The sequence below is a fragment of the Pseudomonas sp. 8209 genome (genome assembly GCF_028682105.1).
GTDB classification, from domain to species: Bacteria; Pseudomonadota; Gammaproteobacteria; order Pseudomonadales; family Pseudomonadaceae; genus Aquipseudomonas; species Aquipseudomonas palmensis.
Window position 1 is genome coordinate 215,404 of record NZ_JANIAH010000006.1, and the last position, 17,854, is coordinate 233,257.

Genomic DNA, 17,854 nt, shown 5'->3' on the forward strand with positions numbered 1-17,854 from the left:
GGCCTGCATTCCTCGCTTTCATGTAAGGGTGACTTTTACCACCAGGAAGCTTTCGATGCCCGCTCAAGATTTCGTCAGCCCGGACAGCATTCGCGCGCAGTTTTCCGCGGCCATGTCGCTCATGTACAAGCAGGAGGTGCCGCTCTACGGCACCCTGCTGGAACTGGTGAGCGAGATCAATCAACAGGTGATGACCCAGCAGCCCAAGGTGGCCGAGGCGCTACGCTGGACCGGCGAGATCGAACGCCTGGACCAGGAACGCCACGGCGCCATCCGCGTCGGCACCGCCCAGGAACTGGCGACCATCGGCCGCCTGTTCGCGGTGATGGGCATGTACCCGGTGGGCTACTACGACCTCAGCTCGGCCGGCGTACCGGTGCACTCCACCGCGTTTCGCGCGGTGCACGAGCAGTCGCTGCACATCAGCCCGTTCCGCGTGTTCACCTCGCTGCTGCGCCTGGAGCTGATCGACAACCCGGCCCTGCGCGAGCTGGCCGCATCGATCCTGGCCAAGCGGCAGATCTTCACCCCGCGTGCCTTGCAGCTGATTGCCCAGTTCGAAGCCGACGCAGGCCTGAATGCCGCCGACGCCGAGGCGTTCGTCAATGAAGCACTGCACACCTTCCGCTGGCACCACGACGCGACGGTCACGGCCGAGCAGTACCAGCAACTGCACGACCAGCACCGCCTGATCGCCGATGTGGTGGCCTTCAAGGGCCCGCACATCAACCACCTGACGCCGCGCACCCTGGACATCGATGCGATCCAGGTCGGCATGCCGGCCAAGGGCATTCCGCCCAAGGCCGTGATCGAGGGCCCGCCACCGCGTCGTTGCCCGATCCTGTTGCGTCAGACCAGCTTCAAGGCCTTGCAGGAGCGCGTGGCATTCACCGACCAGCAGGGCAGCGAAGGGGGCAGCCATACCGCACGCTTCGGCGAGATCGAGCAACGCGGCGCGGCGCTGACCCCCAAGGGTCGCGTGCTGTACGACCAGTTGCTGGACGCAGCGCGGGCCGACCTGGGCGGCGTGCCGGCCGAGGCCAATGCCGAGCGCTACATGAGCCTGCTGGGCAAGCGTTTCGAAGCCTTCCCGGACGACCTGGCGCAGATGCGCGAGCAGGGGCTGGCGTACTTCCGCTACTTCCCGACCGAAGCCGGCCTGAGTGCCCGCGACCAGGCGCAGCGGCCGACCTCGCTGAACGCGTTGATCGAAGCCGGGCATGTGCACTTCGAAGCCCTGGTCTACGAGGACTTCCTGCCGGTGAGTGCGGCGGGGATCTTCCAGTCCAACCTGGGCGAAGGCGCGCAGAGCGAGTACGGCAGCAATGCCAACCGCGACGCGTTCGAGCAGGCTCTGGGCAAGTCGGTGCAGGATGAGCTGGCGCTGTATGCCGAGAGCGAGCGGCGCTCGCTGGCAGCGTGTGCGCAGGCGTTGAACCTGCCTGGGCTGATTTAACAGCTTCGCCGGCAAGGTCGGCTCCTACACTGCAGGAGCCGGCCTTGCCGGCGAAGGGGCCCTCAATGCCCCACCTCAAACCGCCCCACTTCTGCCCGCAGCTGCCCCGCCAAGCCCTCCAGCTCCCGCGCCGTAGCCGCCAGGTTGGCTGCCACCTCGCGCTGCTCGCTGTTGGCCAGCGCAATACTCTGCAAGTTGCTGCTCAGCAACGTCGCCGTGCTGCTCTGCTCCTGAGTCGCGGTGGTGATCGCGGCAAACTGCTGCCCCGCCGCCCGGCTCTGCTCGTCGATGCGCGCCAAGGCCTCGGCGACCTTGGCATTGCGTTGCAAGCCGTCCTCCATCAAGCGGTTGCCCTGTTCCATGGTGCTGATGGCGTTGCCGGTCTCCTGCTGAATGCTGGCGATCATGCCGGAGATCTCGTCGGTGGCTTCGCGGGTGCGCGCCGCCAGGTTGCGCACCTCGTCCGCCACCACGGCGAACCCGCGCCCCTGCTCGCCCGCCCGTGCCGCCTCGATGGCCGCGTTCAGCGCCAGCAGGTTGGTCCGCTCGGCAATCGAGGTGATGGTGCCGACAATGCCGCCAATCTCCTTCGAGCGCACCCCAAGGGTATCGATCACTGTCGCGGTGCTGCCCAGCGCCTGCGCGATCTGCTGCAACGAGGTGGACGCTTCGTCCATCGACGCACGGCCAATGCGCGTCTGCTGCGCGTTGTCCTGGGCCATGCGTTCGGTGCTGCCCATGTTGTCAGCGATGTTCAGGGAGGTGGCGCTGAACTCCTCGACTGCACCGGCCATGCTGGTGATTTCGCCCGACTGCTGCTCCATGCCCTCGCAAGCACCCGACGACAGCCCCGCCAGCGCCTGGGCACGCTGGCTGACCTGCTGCGAGGCATCACGAATGTGCAGCACAGTGCTCGCCAGCGCTTCGCTCATCTGATTGAAACTGCGTGCCAGTTGGCCGATTTCGTCGTGGCTGGCCACCGCCAGGCGGGCACTCAGGTCGCCCGCGCCCAGGGCCTGGGCCTGACGCACCAGGTCGGCCAGCGGCCGCAGCTTGCGGCGCAGCAGCCACAGGGTGGCGCCCACCGCCAGCATCATGGCCAGCAGGCTGCCAATGGCCAACCTTGCGCCCACGCTCCAGGTCACGGCACGAATCTCGGCCTTGGGCATGCTTGCCAGTACTGTCCACGGGCCGTCGGCAAAGGGCATGGCCACGCTGTAGAGGGTTTCGACCCCATCGTTCCAGAAGCGCCCTTCCCCTGCATGCGCAGCAAACCCGCCCAGTTGGTGGGCAGCCAGTGCCGTGTCGCTGACACCTGCCGGCGCTACCAACCAGTGTTGCTGTTCGTCCAGCAGCGCCAGCGACCCCGTCTGGCCGATACGGAAGCGCCGGAGGTTGTCGAACTGGGCGTTCTGCGCGTCGGTATAGTCGAAGCCGACGAACAGGACCGCGATGACCCGTCCCGACACGTCACGCACCGGTGTGTACTGGGTCATGTACGAGCGCTCGAACAGCACGGCACGCCCCACGTAGGGCTGCCCGGCCATCAGCCGCGCGTAGGCCGGGTGCTGGTGATCGAGCTGAGTGCCGATGGCGCGGCTGCCGTCCTGCTTGGTCAGCGATGTGCTGATACGAATGAAGTCCTCACCGCTGCGCACGAACACGGTGGCAACACCCGCCGTCATCTGGCGAAAGTCGTCAACCTCGCGAAAATCGTTGTTCAGCGCATGGTCCGCCAGGTACAGCGCCGGCGTGGCCACTCCGGCCACGCTGAGTGACTGGTCGGAGGCAAGCCGCAGCCCGCCGGCAAAGCGTTTTTCGAACAGGCCACTGAGGCGCTGGGTACTCTCGCGCAAGGTGCTGTGGAACGTGTCGAGCTGGTCGGCGAGCAGCCGTGCCTCGCTGGCCAGGTGTTCCTGGCGGGTGATCAGGTTGGCGCTGTCGAGCGAGCGCAGGGCAAACAGCGTACTGCCGGTAATGACGACCGCCAGCACGGCGGCCAGGGCAATACCGAGTTGCGAGGCAATTCGGGCACGGGGTTGGGACATGGAAGCTCCTGGCAATGGGGGCCGGATCATCCTGATCACGCTGCACCGTCGGCATGGGGAAGTGGAGCCATTCTGGTTGCGGCTCTCGACCCCACTGATTCGGCGGCGTCATCGATTACTTGAGTGCATCACAGGGATATTCTGCGCAAACGTTCAATCGCCGATGTTGGGCTCATTTGCCCCCAGTATCTGCACCTTGGGCAGGTCCATCGCACGGGCCTCGCCCTGCAGGAAGTCGCTGAGCCGGCGCAGACGCTCGCCACCGGGACGCGTGCGTGGCCACACCAGGTAGTAATTCAGGCCGCTGGCCACCGCCGTCGGCCAGGGCAGGCTCAGGCGCCGCTGGGCGACATCCTCGGCCACCATCAGCAAGTCCCCCATCGACACACCATACCCTCGCGCGGCAGCGATCATGCCCAGCTCGAGGGTATCGAACACCTGGCCGCCCTTGAGCGAGACCTGTTCGGTCAGCCCCATCTGCGCCAGCCAGCTGCGCCAGTCGCGCTTGTCGGGCGTGGGATGCAGCAGTTCGCAGGCCTTCAGTTGCTCCACGTCCCAGGGCGTCTGATCAAGCAGCGCGGGCGCACCCACCGGTATCAGCAGTTCAGGGAACAGCGGGCTGACTTCCCAGTCCGGCGGAAAATGCCCGTCGCCCAACAGCACTGCGCAATCGAAGGGTTCATGGTTGAAATCCACATGGTCGACGTCCATCCAGGCACTGGTGAGCTGCACCTCGTTGCCCGGCTGCAAGTGGCGAAAACGGCTCAGGCGCGCCAGCAGCCAGCGCATGGTCAGGGTCGAAGGGGCCTTCATGCGGATCACCCCATCTTCGCTGTGCAGGGTGTTGCAGGCACGCTCAAGTGCGGCGAAACCCTCGCGCACACCGGGCAACAGCAGGCGCGCCGCCTCGCTCAACTGCAGGGTGCGGCCATTGCGCAGAAACAGCCGGCAGGCGAAGTGCTCTTCCAGCGTGCGGATGTGCCGGCTGACCGCACTCTGGGTTATCGATAACTCATCGGCGGCACGGGTGAACGAACTGTGCCTGGCAGCGGCCTCGAACGCCCGCAAGGCGTAGAGAGGCGGTAAACGGCGTGACATGCGGGCGTGCTCCAGCAATGAAATACGGGTTGGCACGAATCATACTCACATGAGTTTTAATCATGCCAATGATCGTTTTTATCCTTTTGTGCAATGGCCCGCAAAGGCCGAGAATCCACGGCTCACCCTTCCCTTTTCAGGAGCTGCATCATGCAGGCTGCGCCCGTTACCGAACTCAAGGCATTGCTACGGCTGGCCGGGCCGCTGATCGCCTCGCAGTTGGCGCACATGCTGATGCTGCTCACCGACACCCTGATGATGGCCAAAATCAGCCCCGAGGCCCTGGCTGGTGGCGGGTTGGGCGCGGCCAGCTATTCCTTCGTGTCGATCTTCTGCCTGGGGGTGATTGCCGCCGTCGGTACTCTGGTCGCAATTCGCCAGGGTGCGGGCGACAACCCCGGTGCCACGCGCCTGACCCAGGCCGGGCTATGGCTGGCCTGGGGCATGGCCATCGTCGCCGCGCTGGTGCTGTGGAACCTGTCGCCGGTGCTGCTGATGCTGGGCCAGACACCTGGCAACGTGGCTTTTGCCAGCCAGTTCCTGCTGGTGCTGCCGCTGGCCCTGCCCGGCTACCTGAGCTTCATGGCGTTGCGCGGGTTCACCAGTGCACTGGGGCGTTCGACGCCGGTGATGGTGATCAGCCTGGTCGGCACCGTGGTCAATTTCCTGCTCAACTACGCCTTGATCGAAGGCATGTTCGGCCTGCCGAAGCTGGGCCTGATGGGCATCGGCCTGGTGACCGCGCTGGTGGCCAATGCCATGGCCATCGCACTGGCGCTGTACATCCGCCGCCACCCGGCCTACGCGGACTTCCCGATACGCCAGGGCCTGAGCCGCCCGCACCTGCCGGCGTTGCGCGAGCTGTGGCGCCTGGGCCTGCCGATTGGTGGCACCTACACCGTGGAGGTCGGGCTGTTTGCCTTCGCAGCGCTGTGCATCGGCACCATGGGCACCACCGACCTGGGCGCGCACCAGATCGCCCTGCAGATCGTCTCGACCGCGTTCATGATCCCGGCGGGCCTGTCATACGCGGTGACCATGCGTGTGGGCCTGCATTACGGCGCCGACCGCCTGCTGGCGGCGCGTCAGGCCGGGCGCGTGGGCATCGGTTTTGGCGCGGCGATGATGCTCGGTTTCTCGCTGCTGTTCTGGCTGATGCCCGAGGCGCTGGTGGGGCTGTTTCTGGACCGCCAGGACCCGGCCTTCGCCGATGTGATCCGGGTGGCGGTGAGCCTGTTGATGGTGGCGGCGTGGTTCGAGCTGTTCGACGGTATTCAGACCATCGCGATGGGCTCGATTCGCGGGCTCAAGGACGCCAAGACCACGTTCCTGGTGGGGTTGGCCGGGTACTGGCTGATCGGCGCACCGGCGGCGTGGGTGTTCGCGTTTCCCATGGGCGGCGGCGCGGTAGGCGTGTGGTGGGGGCTGGCGCTGGGGTTGGCGTGTGCGGCAATCGGGCTGACGGTGGCGTTCGAGTGGCGGATGCGGCGGTTGCTGGGCAGTTCGCAGATGGCACAGGTTTCTGTACAACCTTGAGGGCCTGTTCGCCGGCAAGGCCGGCTCCTACCCTGTTTCGCGCATGCCAGCGACGGGGGCTACAGCGCCACTGCGCCCTGCCCCGCCCCCTGCACCAGATACTCGACCAGTTGCTCGATCGGCAACGGCCGGCTGATCAGAAAGCCCTGCACTTGGTCGCAGCCAAAGCTGCGCAGCAACGCCAGCTGTTCCTCGGTCTCCACGCCCTCGGCCACCACCTCCAGGTTGAGGTTGTGCGCCAGGTTGATCATGGCGTGCACCAGCTTGCGGTTCTCTTCGCGCTGCTCCATACCACCGACAAAGCTGCGGTCGACCTTGAGCAGGGCGATCGGCAGGCTGTTCAGGTGCACGAACGACGAAAAGCCGGTGCCGAAGTCATCCAGCGAAAACCGCACCCCCAAGCGTCCCAGCGCGTCCATCGTCTGCTTGACCAGGTCGTTGCGCCGCATCACTGCGGTCTCGGTCAGTTCGAACTCCAGCCAACCCGCATCCACCCCGTGCTCGACGATCAACCGCCCCAGCGTTGCCAGCAGTTGGCTGTCCTGAAACTGGCGAAATGACAGGTTGACCGCCATGTGCAATGGCGCCAGCCCCTGCTCGCGCAGTGCCTGCATGTCGCGCAGGGCACGCGAGATCACCCAGTAGCCCAGCGGCACGATCAGCCCGCTCTGCTCGGCCAGCGGCACGAATTCGCTCGGTGGCAGCAGGCCACGCTCGCTGTGGCGCCAGCGCACCAGTGCCTCCAGGCCGACGATGCGCCCGTCGCTCAGGTCCAGGCGTGGCTGGTAGTGCAGTTCCAGTTCGTCGCGGCGCAGGCCTCGGCGCAGCTCGCTTTCCAGGTCGGCCAGGCTGCGTGCGTTGCGGTTGATGCGCTCGTTGAAGATGTGAAAGGTGCAGCCCTGGGTGCTCTTGGCCTGCTGCATGGCGATGTGCGCGTGCCACATCAGCGGGTCGGCACCAGCCTGCGCACGGGCATGCGCCACGCCCAGGCTGCACCCCAGCAGCAGGCTTTCGCCGTCGATCCAGTAGGGTTCGGCCAGGGCCTCGGTGATGCGCTCGGCCATCCACTCGGCACGCTGCGGCTCGCGCCGGGTGTCGATCAGCAGGGCGAATTCGTCGCTGCCCAGGCGCGCCACCTGATCGCCTGCCTCGAGCTGGCGCTTGAGCCGGCTGACCACCTGCAGGATCAGGCGGTCACCGGCCTGGTGGCCGAGGGCATCGTTGGCGTGGCGGAAGTTGTCCAGGTCCAAGTGCCCGAGGGCCACACCGCGCCCGTCGTTTTCGGCCAGACGCGCGGCCAGCAGGGTCTGGAAGCCCTGGCGGTTGGCAATGCCGGTCAGCGGGTCCTGCTCGGCCAGGCGCTGCAGGGTGGCTTCGAGCACACCCCGCTCGCGCACATGGCGCAGGCAGCGGCGCAGCATGTCGCCGCTCAGCTGCTCGAACACCAGCCAGTCGCTCACACCCGGCGGCGCCTCGCTCGGCTCCTGCTCCAGCAGCAGCACCATGGGCAGGTCGCAACGCCCGGGCCCCGGCTGCAAGCCCGGGGTGGCCAGCACCAGCGCGTTGCGGTCGCGGGCGAACAGGCTGTCGACCGCGTCCCAGCCGGGTGCGGTCACCAGCACCGCGCCACCGCCCAGCGGCAGCAGGCATTCACCAAGGGCAACGGCCCAGTGCGGCCCGTCCGCCAGCAGAAGCAGACGCAACGGTTGGACAAGCGTAGACAAGCTGGCTCCTTAGCACGAGAACGCGGTCAATGACGATGTGGGCGGGATGCTCGATCCTGAACCATCAAATGTAAATGGTTTTCACTTTAACTCACGACATTCCTTCGTCCTGATCCCGCGGTATTTCGCCACGCATCCTGCGGGAAAGTATCAAAAGCGGCAAATTAAGATCGCGTGGTACGTCACACTGTCAGACGGTCGCGGCACAATTGCTCTGCGCCTGCTAAAATGCCCGGCTATTTTTCAGCGACCCCCGGTTAACGTCATGTCCCGACTCAACCCCCGGCAACAGGAAGCCGTGAGCTACGTCGGCGGCCCTCTTTTGGTGCTCGCCGGTGCTGGCTCCGGCAAGACCAGCGTGATCACGCGCAAGATCGCCCACCTGATCCAGAACTGCGGCATCCGTGCCCAGTACATCGTGGCCATGACCTTCACCAACAAGGCGGCGCGCGAGATGAAGGAGCGCGTGGGCACCCTGCTGCGCGGCGGCGAGGGGCGCGGCCTGACGGTATCGACCTTCCACAACCTTGGCCTGAACATCATTCGCAAGGAGCATGAACGGCTGGGCTTCAAGCCGGGTTTCTCGATTTTCGACGAAACCGACGTCAAGTCCCTGATGACCGACATCATGCAGAAGGAATACTCCGGGGACGATGGCGTCGACGAGATCAAGAACATGATCGGCGCCTGGAAGAACGACCTGATCCTGCCGCCCGAGGCCCTGGAGAACGCGCGCAACCCCAAGGAGCAGACCGCCGCCATCGTGTATGCGCACTATCAGCGCACGCTCAAGGCGTTCAACGCGGTCGACTTCGACGACTTGATCCTGCTGCCGGTCAAGCTGTTCCAGGACCACCCCGACATTCTGCAGAAGTGGCAGAACAAGGTGCGCTACCTGCTGGTGGACGAATACCAGGACACCAACGCCAGCCAGTACCTGCTGGTGAAGATGCTGATCGGTACGCGCAACCAGTTCACCGTGGTGGGCGACGACGACCAGTCGATCTATGCCTGGCGTGGCGCGCGCCCTGAAAACCTGATGCTGCTCAAGGACGACTACCCGTCCCTGAAGGTGGTGATGCTGGAGCAGAACTACCGCTCCACCAGCCGCATCCTGCGCTGCGCCAACGTGCTGATCTCCAACAACCCCCACGCCTTCGAGAAGCAGCTGTGGAGCGAGATGGGCCACGGCGACGAGATCCGCGTGATCCGCTGCAAGAACGAGGAAGCCGAGGCCGAGCGCGTGGCCATGGAGATCCTCAGCCTGCACCTGCGTACCGACCGCCCGTACAGCGACTTCGCCATCCTCTACCGCGGCAACTACCAGGCCAAGCTGATCGAGCTGAAGCTGCAGCACCACCAGATCCCCTACCGCCTGTCGGGCGGCAACAGTTTCTTCGGCCGCCAGGAAGTAAAAGACCTGATGGCCTACTTCCGCCTGCTGGTGAACCCGGACGACGACAACGCCTACCTGCGCGTGATCAACGTGCCGCGCCGCGAAATCGGCTCCACCACCCTGGAAAAACTCGGCAACTACGCCACCGAGCGCAAGGTGTCGATGTATGCCGCCAGCGAGGAGCTGGGCCTGGGCGAGCATCTGGACAGCCGCTTCACCGATCGCCTGCAGCGCTTCAAGCGCTGGATGGACAAGGTGCGCGAGCAGGTCGCGCTGGAAGACCCGATCGCCGCGCTGCGCAGCATGGTGACCGACATCGACTACGAGAACTGGATCCGTACCAACAGTTCCAGTGACAAGGCCGCGGACTTTCGCATGGGCAACGTCTGGTTCCTGATCGAGGCGTTGAGAAACACCCTCGAGAAGGATGAGGAAGGCGGCATGACCATCGAGGAAGCCATCGGCAAGCTGGTGTTGCGCGACATGCTCGAACGCCAGCAGGAAGAGGAAGAAGGCGCCGAGGGCGTGCAGATGATGACGCTGCATGCCTCCAAGGGCCTGGAGTTTCCCTACGTGTTCATCATGGGCATGGAAGAGGAAATCCTCCCGCACCGCTCCAGCATCGAGGCCGACACCATCGAGGAGGAGCGGCGCCTGGCCTACGTGGGCATCACCCGCGCACGCCAGACCCTGGCCTTCACCTTTGCCGCCAAGCGCAAGCAGTACGGCGAGATCATCGATTGCGCGCCAAGCCGCTTCCTCGATGAATTGCCCGATGACGACCTGGCCTGGGAAGGCCTGGACGATACACCCACGGAAGTCAAAGCCGTGCGTGGCAATACGGCCCTGGCCGATATCCGCGCCATGCTCAAACGATAGATAATCCACCTTTGCCCTGGCTTGTTGCCGGGGCCTTTTGGCTACATCGAGGAATTACACCAGTGGAAGCACTGCACCAGAAGATTCGCGAAGAAGGCATCGTGCTTTCCGATCAGGTTCTCAAAGTCGATGCGTTTCTCAACCATCAGATCGACCCTGCGCTGATGCAACTGATTGGCGACGAGTTCGCCCGTCTGTTCGCCGATGCGGGCGTGACCAAGATCGTCACCATCGAGGCCTCGGGGATTGCCCCGGCGGTGATGACCGGTTTGAAGCTGGGCGTGCCGGTGATCTTCGCCCGCAAGCACCAGTCGCTGACCCTGACCGAGAACCTGCTGGTGGCTTCGGTGTACTCGTTCACCAAGCAGACCGAGAACACCGTGGCGATTTCGCCGCGTCACCTCAACAGCAGCGACCGCGTGCTGGTGATCGACGACTTCCTGGCCAACGGCAAGGCGTCGCAGGCGCTGATCTCGATCATCAAGCAGGCCGGCGCAACCGTGGCCGGGCTGGGCATCGTGATCGAGAAGTCGTTCCAGGGCGGGCGTGCCGAGCTGGACAGCCAGGGCTATCGCGTCGAGTCGCTGGCCCGGGTGAAGTCGCTGGACGGTGGTGTGGTCAGCTTTATCGAGTAAGGCTTACCGACCGCTTCGCCAGCAAGGCTGGCTCCTACAGGTGCTCCACCGCCTGCAAGAGCCGGCCTTGCCGGCGAAAGCGTTCTACGCGGTAGTTTGCAAAGCCGCCAGCAGCAACCGCTGGTACAGGTCCTCCTTCAGCCCGTCCGGCTCGCTCAGGCCCATGCGCCGCAGATGCTCGGGATACCGCTCCGGCCCCGGCGCATCCAGTGCCGCCTTGCCCAGCTCCAGCGCCTCGCTCAACTTGAACTTGCTCTTGAGCCAGTTCAGCGCGCGCAGCAGGTCCTTCTCTTCAGCGGTGAAATCGCTGCCCAGCGGATACTCGGCAAACAACCGCGCATGCCGCCCACGCAATGCCTCCAGCCGCTGCGGCGTGTTCTGCGTGAAGCGCGCATCCAGCTCGAAATCCTGCGCCAGCTTGCCGGCCTTTTTCGCCTGCTCCATCAGCCCGGGCTGGAACCGCGAATCGCTGATCGCCAGCAACCGCGCAATCACCTCGGCGTCGGTCTGCCCGCGCAGGTCGGCAATGCCGTACTCGGTCACCACGATATCGCGCAGATGCCGCGGGATGGTGCAGTGCCCGTAGGTCCACAGCAGGTTGGAACTGACCTCCCCGCCGGCTTCGCGCCAGCTGCGCAGCAGCAGGATGGAACGCCCGCCTTCCAGCGCATGGGCCTGGGCGACGAAGTTGTACTGCCCGCCCACCCCGCTCAGTACGCGACCGTCCTCGAGCTGGTCGGCCACCCCCGCTCCCATCAGGGTCATGGTGAATACGGTGTTGATGAAGCGTGCATCGCGGCGCTGTTCGCGCTTGAGCGCCTCGTCGCCGTACAGCTCGTTGATGAAGCTGATCGCGTGCATGGCAAAGGATTTGCGCTGCGCCAGCGGCATCTCGCGCAGGCGCTGGTAGAACGCCTGCGGCCCGAGGAAGAAACCGCCATGCACCAGCACCCCGTCGGCCACCGGCCGGCGCACCACGCCCGCCTCCGCCAGCGCGAGCAATCCGTTCACGAACATCTCGCTGCAGCCATACAGGCCCTGGGCAAACGGCGCAGTGCCGCCTTCACGCTCGATCAGCACCTGCCAGGGCGCCAGGTCGAGGTCGGCGAGCAGCGCCTGGTACTCCGGCGCGTCCCCCTGGCGCGCCAGCAACGCGGCGGCCAGCGCATCGCCCATGGCGCCGATGCCGATCTGCAAGGTGCCGCCGTCGCGCACCAGGGTGCTGGCGTGCACGCCGATGAAGTGGTCCTGGGTGGTGACGGGCATGTTCGGCGTGGAGAACAGCCGAGTGGTTTCCGGGGCGTCGATCAACAGGTCGAAATCGTCCTGCGCCAGTTCGCTGTCGCCCGGCATGTAGGGCAGCTCGTCGTGCACGTGCCCCAGCATCAGGATGGTTTCGCCGGCTGCACGCCGGCGCGCGATCATCGGCAGCAGGTCGAGGGTGATGTCGGGGTTGCAGCTCAGGCTCAGGTGCCCGGGGCGCTCGGGGTGGGCGGCAACGATCTGCGCCACCAGGTTCAGGCCCTTGGCATTGATGTCGCGGGCCGCATGACTGTAGTTGCTGCTGACGTAGTCCTGCTGGGCCATGTGGCTGTGCAGCATGCTGCCCGGCTGCATGAAGAACTGCTCGACGCGGATGTTGGCCGGCAACCGGTCGCGGCGCAGGTCCTGCAGGTAGTCCAGTTCGGGGTAGTCGGCGAACACGCGCTCCACGAAGGGTTCGAGAAAGCGCCGCTGCAGGCCGTCACCCAGGTCCGGGCGGCCCAGGCTCAGTGCGGTGTAGATGGTCAGTTGCCGCTCGGGCAGCTCACGCACCCGTGCATACAGCGCATTGACGAAGCGGTTGGGCTTGCCCAGGCCCAGTGGCAGGCCCATGTGGATGTGCGCCGGCAAACGCGCCAGCACTTCGTCCACGGCGATCTCGATCGAACAGCGGTGCGCCATCTCGGCCTCCTAGGCATCCGTGATTCCAGGGTTGGACCGAGCATGCCCCGCGTTTGCTGCAATGGCCAGCGTCAGAAACGACAAAGCCCGCACGTGGCGGGCCTTGTAGCTGCAGCGTCGGGCTTACTTGAGGCCGGACATCTTCTCGATGGCGGCCTTGAGGTCGTCATCCGAGCAGTCGGCACAGGTGCCTTTTGGCGGCATGGCGTTGATGCCGGTGATGGCCTTGGCCAGGATGCCGTCCAGGCCGCCCTGATGGTCGGCGCGCTCTTTCCAGGCGGCGGTATCGCCGATCTTCGGTGCGCCCAGCAGACCGCTGCCATGGCACGCGTTGCAGTGCTTGGCGATGACTTCATCCGGGGTCTTGGCACCGCCACCGCCGGCAGTGGCGGCCACTTCCATGCCCTTGCATTCCTGCCCTTGTACACACACCTGACCGACCGGCTCCAGCCGCTTGGCGATGTCGTCATTGGTCACAGCCTGGGCGTTGACGGCCCATAGGGCTACTACGGCTGCTGGTACGGCCAGCATTGTCTTGATTAGATTCACGCGTACACCCTCATGGTGGCTAGTCACGCCCGCGGCCACGGTTTCGCAGGCCGCGCAAGTATAGCGGGAACCCCGCCTCACCGAAACAACCCTAAAGACCAAAGGGGTTTAGCCGCGACAATCCGCCGCGCATTGGCGACGCGCGTGGGCTCAGAAGTTGGCCGGGGTGGCGGCACTGATCAGCCGGGCCGGCTCATCGTAGGGATTGCGGAATCGATGCGGCTTGGTGCTCTCGAAATAGTAGCTGTCGCCCGCCTCGAGGATGAAGGTTTCAAGCCCCACCACCAGCTCCAGGCGCCCTTCGAGCAGGATGCCGGTCTCTTCGCCGTCGTGGGTGAGCATCTCTTCGCCGGTGTCGGCACCGGGCGGGTAGATCTCGTTTAGAAAGGCAATGGCGCGGCTGGCGTGGGCCTTGCCGACCAGCTTCATGGTGACTGCGCCGTCGGATATATCGATCAGTTCGTTGGCCTTGTACACGATCTGGGTCGGGTTCTCGGGCTGCAGCTCTTCGGAAAAGAACTCCACCATCGACATCGGAATACCGCCCAGCACCTTGCGCAGCGAGCTGATCGAAGGGCTCACGCTGTTCTTCTCGATCATCGAGATGGTGCTGTTGGTCACGCCCGCCCGCTTGGCCAGCTCGCGTTGAGACAGGCCTTTGAGCTTGCGAATGGCTTGCAGTCGTTCACCGACGTCCAAGGCCTGGGCCCTCCTAAACGAACACGTGGGGTCGAAATTGAACGGTATCATCGCAACAGCGTTCAGTATTTACAACACTTCGACCCGCAGCCCGTCCGCTTTGGCGCCTCAATTGCCGCTGTACACCATCGGCACCCGACGCAGGTTGCAGAAGATCTGATACGGGATGGTGCCCGCCTGGATCGCCACGTCGCTGGCCAGCACGTGCTTGCCCCACAACTCCACCGGGCTGCCCAGCCCGGCCTCGGGCACATCGGTGAGGTCGATGCACAGCATGTCCATCGACACGCGGCCAATCAGCTGGCTGCGCTTGCCGGCCACCAGCACCGGGGTACCGGTGGGTGCCAGGCGCGGGTAGCCGTCGGCGTAGCCCATGGCGACCACGCCCACGCGGGTGGGGCGCGGGCTGATGAATTTCGCGCCGTAGCCCACCGGCTCGCCGGCCGGCAGTTCGCGCACGCAGATCACTTTGGATTCCAGGGTCATCACCGGCTGCAGGCGCTGAGCCTGGGCCTGCGGCACCTCGAAGGGCGTGGCGCCATACAGCATGATGCCCGGACGCACCCAGTCGCTGGGCACCTGCGGCCAACCCAGCACCGCCGGCGAGTTGCGCAGGCTGACCTCGGCACTCAGGCCCTGGCGCGCGGCTTCGAACACCGCCACCTGCTCGATGCTGGCCGTGCTGTCGAGTTCGTCGGCACGGGCGAAGTGGCTCATCAGCACGATGCGCGCCACCTTGCCGCTGGCCAGCAGACGCTGGTAGGCGCCGTGGTAGTCCTTGGGGTGCAGGCCGACGCGGTGCATGCCGGTGTCGAGCTTGAGCCACACGGTGATCGGGCGGGTCAGGCCGGCCTGTTCGATGGCTTCGAGCTGCCACAGCGAATGCACCACGCACCACAGGTCCTGCTCGGCAATCAGGGGCAGCTCGCTGGCTTCGAAAATGCCCTCGAGCAGCAGCACCGGGGCCTTGATGCCGGCAGCACGCAGCTCCAGCGCCTCTTCGATGCAAGCCACGGCGAACCCGTCGGCCTCGCCCTCCAGCGCCTGGGCGCAGCGCACCGCGCCGTGCCCGTAGGCGTCGGCCTTGATCACGGCCAGCGCCTTGGCGCCGGTCAGTTCGCGGGCGAGTTGATAGTTGTGGCGCAGCGCTTGGAGATCGATCAGGGCACGGGCGGGACGCATGACGGCAGCCTTCTGGCAGTCGGGTGAGTTGGGAAACGGATTACGGCAGGGCGGCGACGATCGAGATCTCGACCAGCATCTGCGGATTGCACAGCCGGGCCTGGACGGTGGCGCGGGCCGGGGCATTGCCTTTGGCCAGCCACTGGTCCCACACCGTGTTCATGGCCTGGAACTGGGTGTCGATGTCGCTGAGGTAGATGGTCGCCGACAGCACGCGGCTCTTGTCGGTACCGGCCAGGTCCAGCAGCCGCTCGATGTTGGCCAGCACCTCGCGGGTCTGCTGGCCGACGTCGCCGTTCAGGTCATTACCCACCTGGCCCGACAGGTAGACGGTGCCGTTGTGGGTAACGATCTGGCTCATGCGCTCATTGGTGAGCTGGCGCTGGATTGACATGCTTTGCAGTCTCCTGACTGTTGCTGTAGCGGGAAATGTCGAGGCCTTCGGCGCTGATCTGCGGCTTCTTGCGCGCCATCAGGTCGGCCAGCAGGCGACCCGAACCGCACGCCATGGTCCAGCCGAGGGTGCCGTGGCCGGTGTTCAGGAACAGGTTGCGAAACGCCGTGGCGCCCACGATCGGCGTGCCGTCGGGGGTGGTCGGGCGCAGGCCGGTCCAGAAGCTGGCCTGGCTCAGGTCGCCGCCGCGAGGATAAAGGTCGTTGACGATCATCTCCAGCGTTTCGCGCCGACGCGGGTTGAGCGACAGGTCGAAACCGGCGATCTCGGCCATGCCGCCGACGCGGATGCGGTTGTCGAAGCGGGTGATCGCGACCTTGTAGGTCTCGTCGAGAATGGTCGAGGTCGGTGCCATGGCCGGGTCGGTGATCGGCACGGTCAGCGAGTAGCCCTTGAGCGGGTACACCGGGGCCTTGATGCCCAGCGGCTTGAGCAGTTGCGGCGAGTAGCTGCCCAGGGCCAGCACGTAGCGATCGGCGGTTTCCAGCTTGCCGTCGATCCATACGCCGTTGACCCGGTCGCCCGCGTGATCGAGGCGCTCGATGTTCTGCCCGAAGCGGAATTCCACGCCCAGGTCGCGCGCCATTTCGGCCAGGCGCGTGGTGAACAGCTGGCAGTCGCCGGTCTGGTCGTTGGGCAGGCGCAGGGCACCGGCGAGGATGTCGGTGACATTGGCCAGGGCAGGCTCCACGCGGGCAATGCCGTCGCGGTCGAGCAGCTCGTAGGGCACACCGGACTGTTCCAGCACGGCGATATCCTTGGCCGCGTTGTCCAGTTGCGCCTGGGTGCGGAACAGCTGGGTAGTGCCCAGGGTGCGGCCTTCGTAGGCAATGCCGGTTTCGGCACGCAGCTCGTCGAGGCAGTCGCGGCTGTACTCGGACAGGCGCACCATGCGCTCCTTGTTCACCGCATAGCGGTTGGCCGTGCAGTTGCGCAGCATCTGCGCCATCCACAGGTACTGGTCGATGTCGGCGGTGGCCTTGATGGCCAGCGGGGCGTGGCGCTCGAGCAGCCACTTGATGGCCTTGAGCGGCACACCGGGTGCAGCCCAGGGCGAGGCATAACCCGGCGATACCTGGCCAGCGTTGGCGAAGCTGGTTTCCATGGCCACCGCCGGCTGGCGATCGACCACCACCACTTCAAACCCCTGACGAGCCAGATAGTAGGCACTGGCGGTCCCGATGACGCCGCTACCAAGTACCAGAACGCGCATGTTGTTATCCCTCGAGGCGGCGTACCGCACACATTTGTTGTTTAAGGCATGGATGGGCGCAGTATAGGAAGGTAGAGGCAGTGCTTTTCACTATATAAAAGCCTATATTTGGCGAGAATTCTCGGCAGGGTCGGCTTTTACGGAGGGGCATCCACTATGAGAACCCAGCATCAAAGCAAACGTGAACTGGACAAGATCGACCGCAACATCCTGCGCATCCTGCAGACCGACGGGCGCATCTCGTTCACCGAACTGGGCGAGAAGGTCGGCCTGTCGACCACCCCGTGCACCGAGCGGGTCCGGCGTCTGGAGCGCGAAGGCATCATCATGGGCTACAACGCCCGGCTCAACCCACAGCACCTCAAGGGCAGCCTGCTGGTGTTCGTCGAGATCAGCCTGGACTACAAGTCGGGGGACACTTTCGAAGAGTTTCGCCGCGCGGTGCTCAAGCTGCCCCACGTATTGGAATGCCACCTGGTATCGGGCGATTTCGACTACCTGGTGAAGGCGCGCATCTCGGAGATGGCCTCCTACCGCAAGCTGCTGGGCGACATCCTGCTCAAGCTGCCGCACGTGCGCGAATCCAAGAGCTACATCGTGATGGAAGAGGTGAAGGAAAGCCTCAACCTGCCGATTCCGGACTGAGCCTTACACCAGCACCTGGCGGGTGCTGGCGATGTACTGGTGCACCAGGCGCTCGGCCTGCGGGTCGATCATCTCGGCAGGGCCGCGACCATTGGGGCACGGCAGGCGCGGGGTGGTGCCGAACAGGCGGCAGATCAGCGGCCGCTCCTCGTACACGGTGCAGCCCTCGGGGCCCAGGTGCACACAGTTGAGCTCATCCAGCGCGGCCTGTTGCTCGGCCGCGCTCTTGCGTGGCAGGCGCGCCATTTCCTCGCTGGAGGTGGTCACCGGGCCGCAGCAATCGTGGCAGCCCGGCACGCAGGCGAACGACGGGATCTGCTCACGCAGGAAGCGGATCTTGTGACTGTTGCAACTCATGGCAGACTCGTGGCGGGAAAGGCTGAAGCGCCATTTTGC

The 17,854-nt window shown here is 65.2% G+C and carries 15 protein-coding genes; 5 read left to right on the top strand and 10 right to left on the bottom strand.

All coding sequences use genetic code 11. The features are described from left to right. Positions 1 to 55: 55 nt before the first annotated feature. Positions 56 to 1,456, top strand: coding sequence for a 2-oxoadipate dioxygenase/decarboxylase HglS (hglS, locus tag NP552_RS14995; RefSeq protein ID WP_104572799.1), 1,401 nt, complete (start codon positions 56 to 58; stop codon positions 1,454 to 1,456). 62 nt (positions 1,457 to 1,518) lie between these two features. Here the strand turns inward: hglS and NP552_RS15000 are convergent, their stop codons facing one another. Both NP552_RS15000 and NP552_RS15005 read right to left on the bottom strand, forming a co-directional pair. Continuing rightward, on the bottom strand, positions 1,519 to 3,504 hold the full coding sequence (locus tag NP552_RS15000) for a methyl-accepting chemotaxis protein (protein WP_058541724.1): 1,986 nt from the start codon (positions 3,502 to 3,504) through the stop codon (positions 1,519 to 1,521). Positions 3,505 to 3,657: 153 nt separating this feature from the next. Then, positions 3,658 to 4,602 (bottom strand): LysR substrate-binding domain-containing protein, encoded by a 945-nt coding sequence (locus tag NP552_RS15005; RefSeq protein WP_043863339.1) that lies wholly within the window; start codon positions 4,600 to 4,602, stop codon positions 3,658 to 3,660. 150 nt (positions 4,603 to 4,752) lie between these two features. Between NP552_RS15005 and NP552_RS15010 the strand changes: the two genes are divergently transcribed. Next, positions 4,753 to 6,138 (top strand): NorM family multidrug efflux MATE transporter, encoded by a 1,386-nt coding sequence (locus tag NP552_RS15010; protein ID WP_058541723.1) that lies wholly within the window; start codon positions 4,753 to 4,755, stop codon positions 6,136 to 6,138. Positions 6,139 to 6,197: 59 nt separating this feature from the next. On the opposite strand, the gene NP552_RS15015 is transcribed toward NP552_RS15010, so the two are convergent. Continuing rightward, positions 6,198 to 7,862, bottom strand: a complete 1,665-nt coding sequence (locus NP552_RS15015; RefSeq protein WP_274096870.1) for a putative bifunctional diguanylate cyclase/phosphodiesterase — start codon at positions 7,860 to 7,862, stop codon at positions 6,198 to 6,200. Positions 7,863 to 8,127: 265 nt separating this feature from the next. Here NP552_RS15015 and rep point away from each other — a divergent pair, with 265 nt between their 5' ends. Together rep and NP552_RS15025 are read left to right on the top strand one after the other, a co-directional pair. Further along, entirely contained in the window at positions 8,128 to 10,137 is a 2,010-nt protein-coding gene (rep, locus tag NP552_RS15020) for a DNA helicase Rep (RefSeq protein ID WP_274096871.1), read from the top strand. A gap of 62 nt (positions 10,138 to 10,199) precedes the next feature. Beyond that, entirely contained in the window at positions 10,200 to 10,772 is a 573-nt protein-coding gene (locus tag NP552_RS15025; RefSeq protein ID WP_043863335.1) for a xanthine phosphoribosyltransferase, read from the top strand. An 84-nt stretch (positions 10,773 to 10,856) separates the two neighbouring features. Here the strand turns inward: NP552_RS15025 and NP552_RS15030 are convergent, their stop codons facing one another. From NP552_RS15030 to dadA, 6 genes are all read right to left on the bottom strand, one after another. Beyond that, a complete protein-coding gene (locus NP552_RS15030; protein ID WP_123753385.1) occupies positions 10,857 to 12,716 on the bottom strand; it encodes an acetyl-CoA hydrolase/transferase C-terminal domain-containing protein in 1,860 nt (619 codons plus the stop codon). 123 nt (positions 12,717 to 12,839) lie between these two features. Continuing rightward, a complete protein-coding gene (locus NP552_RS15035) occupies positions 12,840 to 13,247 on the bottom strand; it encodes a c-type cytochrome (protein WP_043863333.1) in 408 nt (135 codons plus the stop codon). A gap of 168 nt (positions 13,248 to 13,415) precedes the next feature. Next, a complete protein-coding gene (locus NP552_RS15040) occupies positions 13,416 to 13,964 on the bottom strand; it encodes a cupin domain-containing protein (protein ID WP_043863332.1) in 549 nt (182 codons plus the stop codon). 108 nt (positions 13,965 to 14,072) lie between these two features. Then, the gene (gene alr / locus NP552_RS15045) at positions 14,073 to 15,146 is read right to left on the bottom strand and encodes an alanine racemase (RefSeq protein WP_274096872.1); all 1,074 of its coding nucleotides are present in this window, start codon (positions 15,144 to 15,146) and stop codon (positions 14,073 to 14,075) included. A gap of 40 nt (positions 15,147 to 15,186) precedes the next feature. Continuing rightward, a complete protein-coding gene (locus NP552_RS15050; RefSeq protein WP_043863330.1) occupies positions 15,187 to 15,540 on the bottom strand; it encodes a RidA family protein in 354 nt (117 codons plus the stop codon). After that, the gene (gene dadA / locus NP552_RS15055; protein ID WP_043863329.1) at positions 15,512 to 16,813 is read right to left on the bottom strand and encodes a D-amino acid dehydrogenase; all 1,302 of its coding nucleotides are present in this window, start codon (positions 16,811 to 16,813) and stop codon (positions 15,512 to 15,514) included. The genes NP552_RS15050 and dadA overlap by 29 nt, the downstream gene beginning before the upstream one ends. A 156-nt stretch (positions 16,814 to 16,969) precedes the next feature. On the opposite strand from dadA, the gene dadR reads away from it, so the two are divergent. Then, positions 16,970 to 17,458, top strand: a complete 489-nt coding sequence (gene dadR, locus NP552_RS15060) for a transcriptional regulator DadR (protein WP_042121505.1) — start codon at positions 16,970 to 16,972, stop codon at positions 17,456 to 17,458. A gap of 3 nt (positions 17,459 to 17,461) precedes the next feature. Here the strand turns inward: dadR and NP552_RS15065 are convergent, their stop codons facing one another. Then, positions 17,462 to 17,815: a YkgJ family cysteine cluster protein gene (locus NP552_RS15065; RefSeq protein ID WP_043863328.1), complete on the bottom strand. Its 354-nt coding sequence runs from the start codon at positions 17,813 to 17,815 to the stop codon at positions 17,462 to 17,464. Positions 17,816 to 17,854 lie beyond the last annotated feature (39 nt).

What these genes read in the sequence shown, in the direction of transcription:
- hglS (WP_104572799.1), top strand. Translation starts at nt 56, where the DNA reads ATGCCCGCTCAAGATTTCGTCAGCCCGGACAGCATTCGCGCGCAGTTT.
- NP552_RS15000 (WP_058541724.1), bottom strand. Translation starts at nt 3,504, where the DNA reads ATGTCCCAACCCCGTGCCCGAATTGCCTCGCAACTCGGTATTGCCCTG.
- NP552_RS15005 (WP_043863339.1), bottom strand. Translation starts at nt 4,602, where the DNA reads ATGTCACGCCGTTTACCGCCTCTCTACGCCTTGCGGGCGTTCGAGGCC.
- NP552_RS15010 (WP_058541723.1), top strand. Translation starts at nt 4,753, where the DNA reads ATGCAGGCTGCGCCCGTTACCGAACTCAAGGCATTGCTACGGCTGGCC.
- rep (WP_274096871.1), top strand. Translation starts at nt 8,128, where the DNA reads ATGTCCCGACTCAACCCCCGGCAACAGGAAGCCGTGAGCTACGTCGGC.
- NP552_RS15030 (WP_123753385.1), bottom strand. Translation starts at nt 12,716, where the DNA reads ATGGCGCACCGCTGTTCGATCGAGATCGCCGTGGACGAAGTGCTGGCG.
- NP552_RS15035 (WP_043863333.1), bottom strand. Translation starts at nt 13,247, where the DNA reads ATGCTGGCCGTACCAGCAGCCGTAGTAGCCCTATGGGCCGTCAACGCC.
- alr (WP_274096872.1), bottom strand. Translation starts at nt 15,146, where the DNA reads ATGCGTCCCGCCCGTGCCCTGATCGATCTCCAAGCGCTGCGCCACAAC.
- NP552_RS15050 (WP_043863330.1), bottom strand. Translation starts at nt 15,540, where the DNA reads ATGTCAATCCAGCGCCAGCTCACCAATGAGCGCATGAGCCAGATCGTT.
- dadA (WP_043863329.1), bottom strand. Translation starts at nt 16,813, where the DNA reads ATGCGCGTTCTGGTACTTGGTAGCGGCGTCATCGGGACCGCCAGTGCC.
- dadR (WP_042121505.1), top strand. Translation starts at nt 16,970, where the DNA reads ATGAGAACCCAGCATCAAAGCAAACGTGAACTGGACAAGATCGACCGC.
- NP552_RS15065 (WP_043863328.1), bottom strand. Translation starts at nt 17,815, where the DNA reads ATGAGTTGCAACAGTCACAAGATCCGCTTCCTGCGTGAGCAGATCCCG.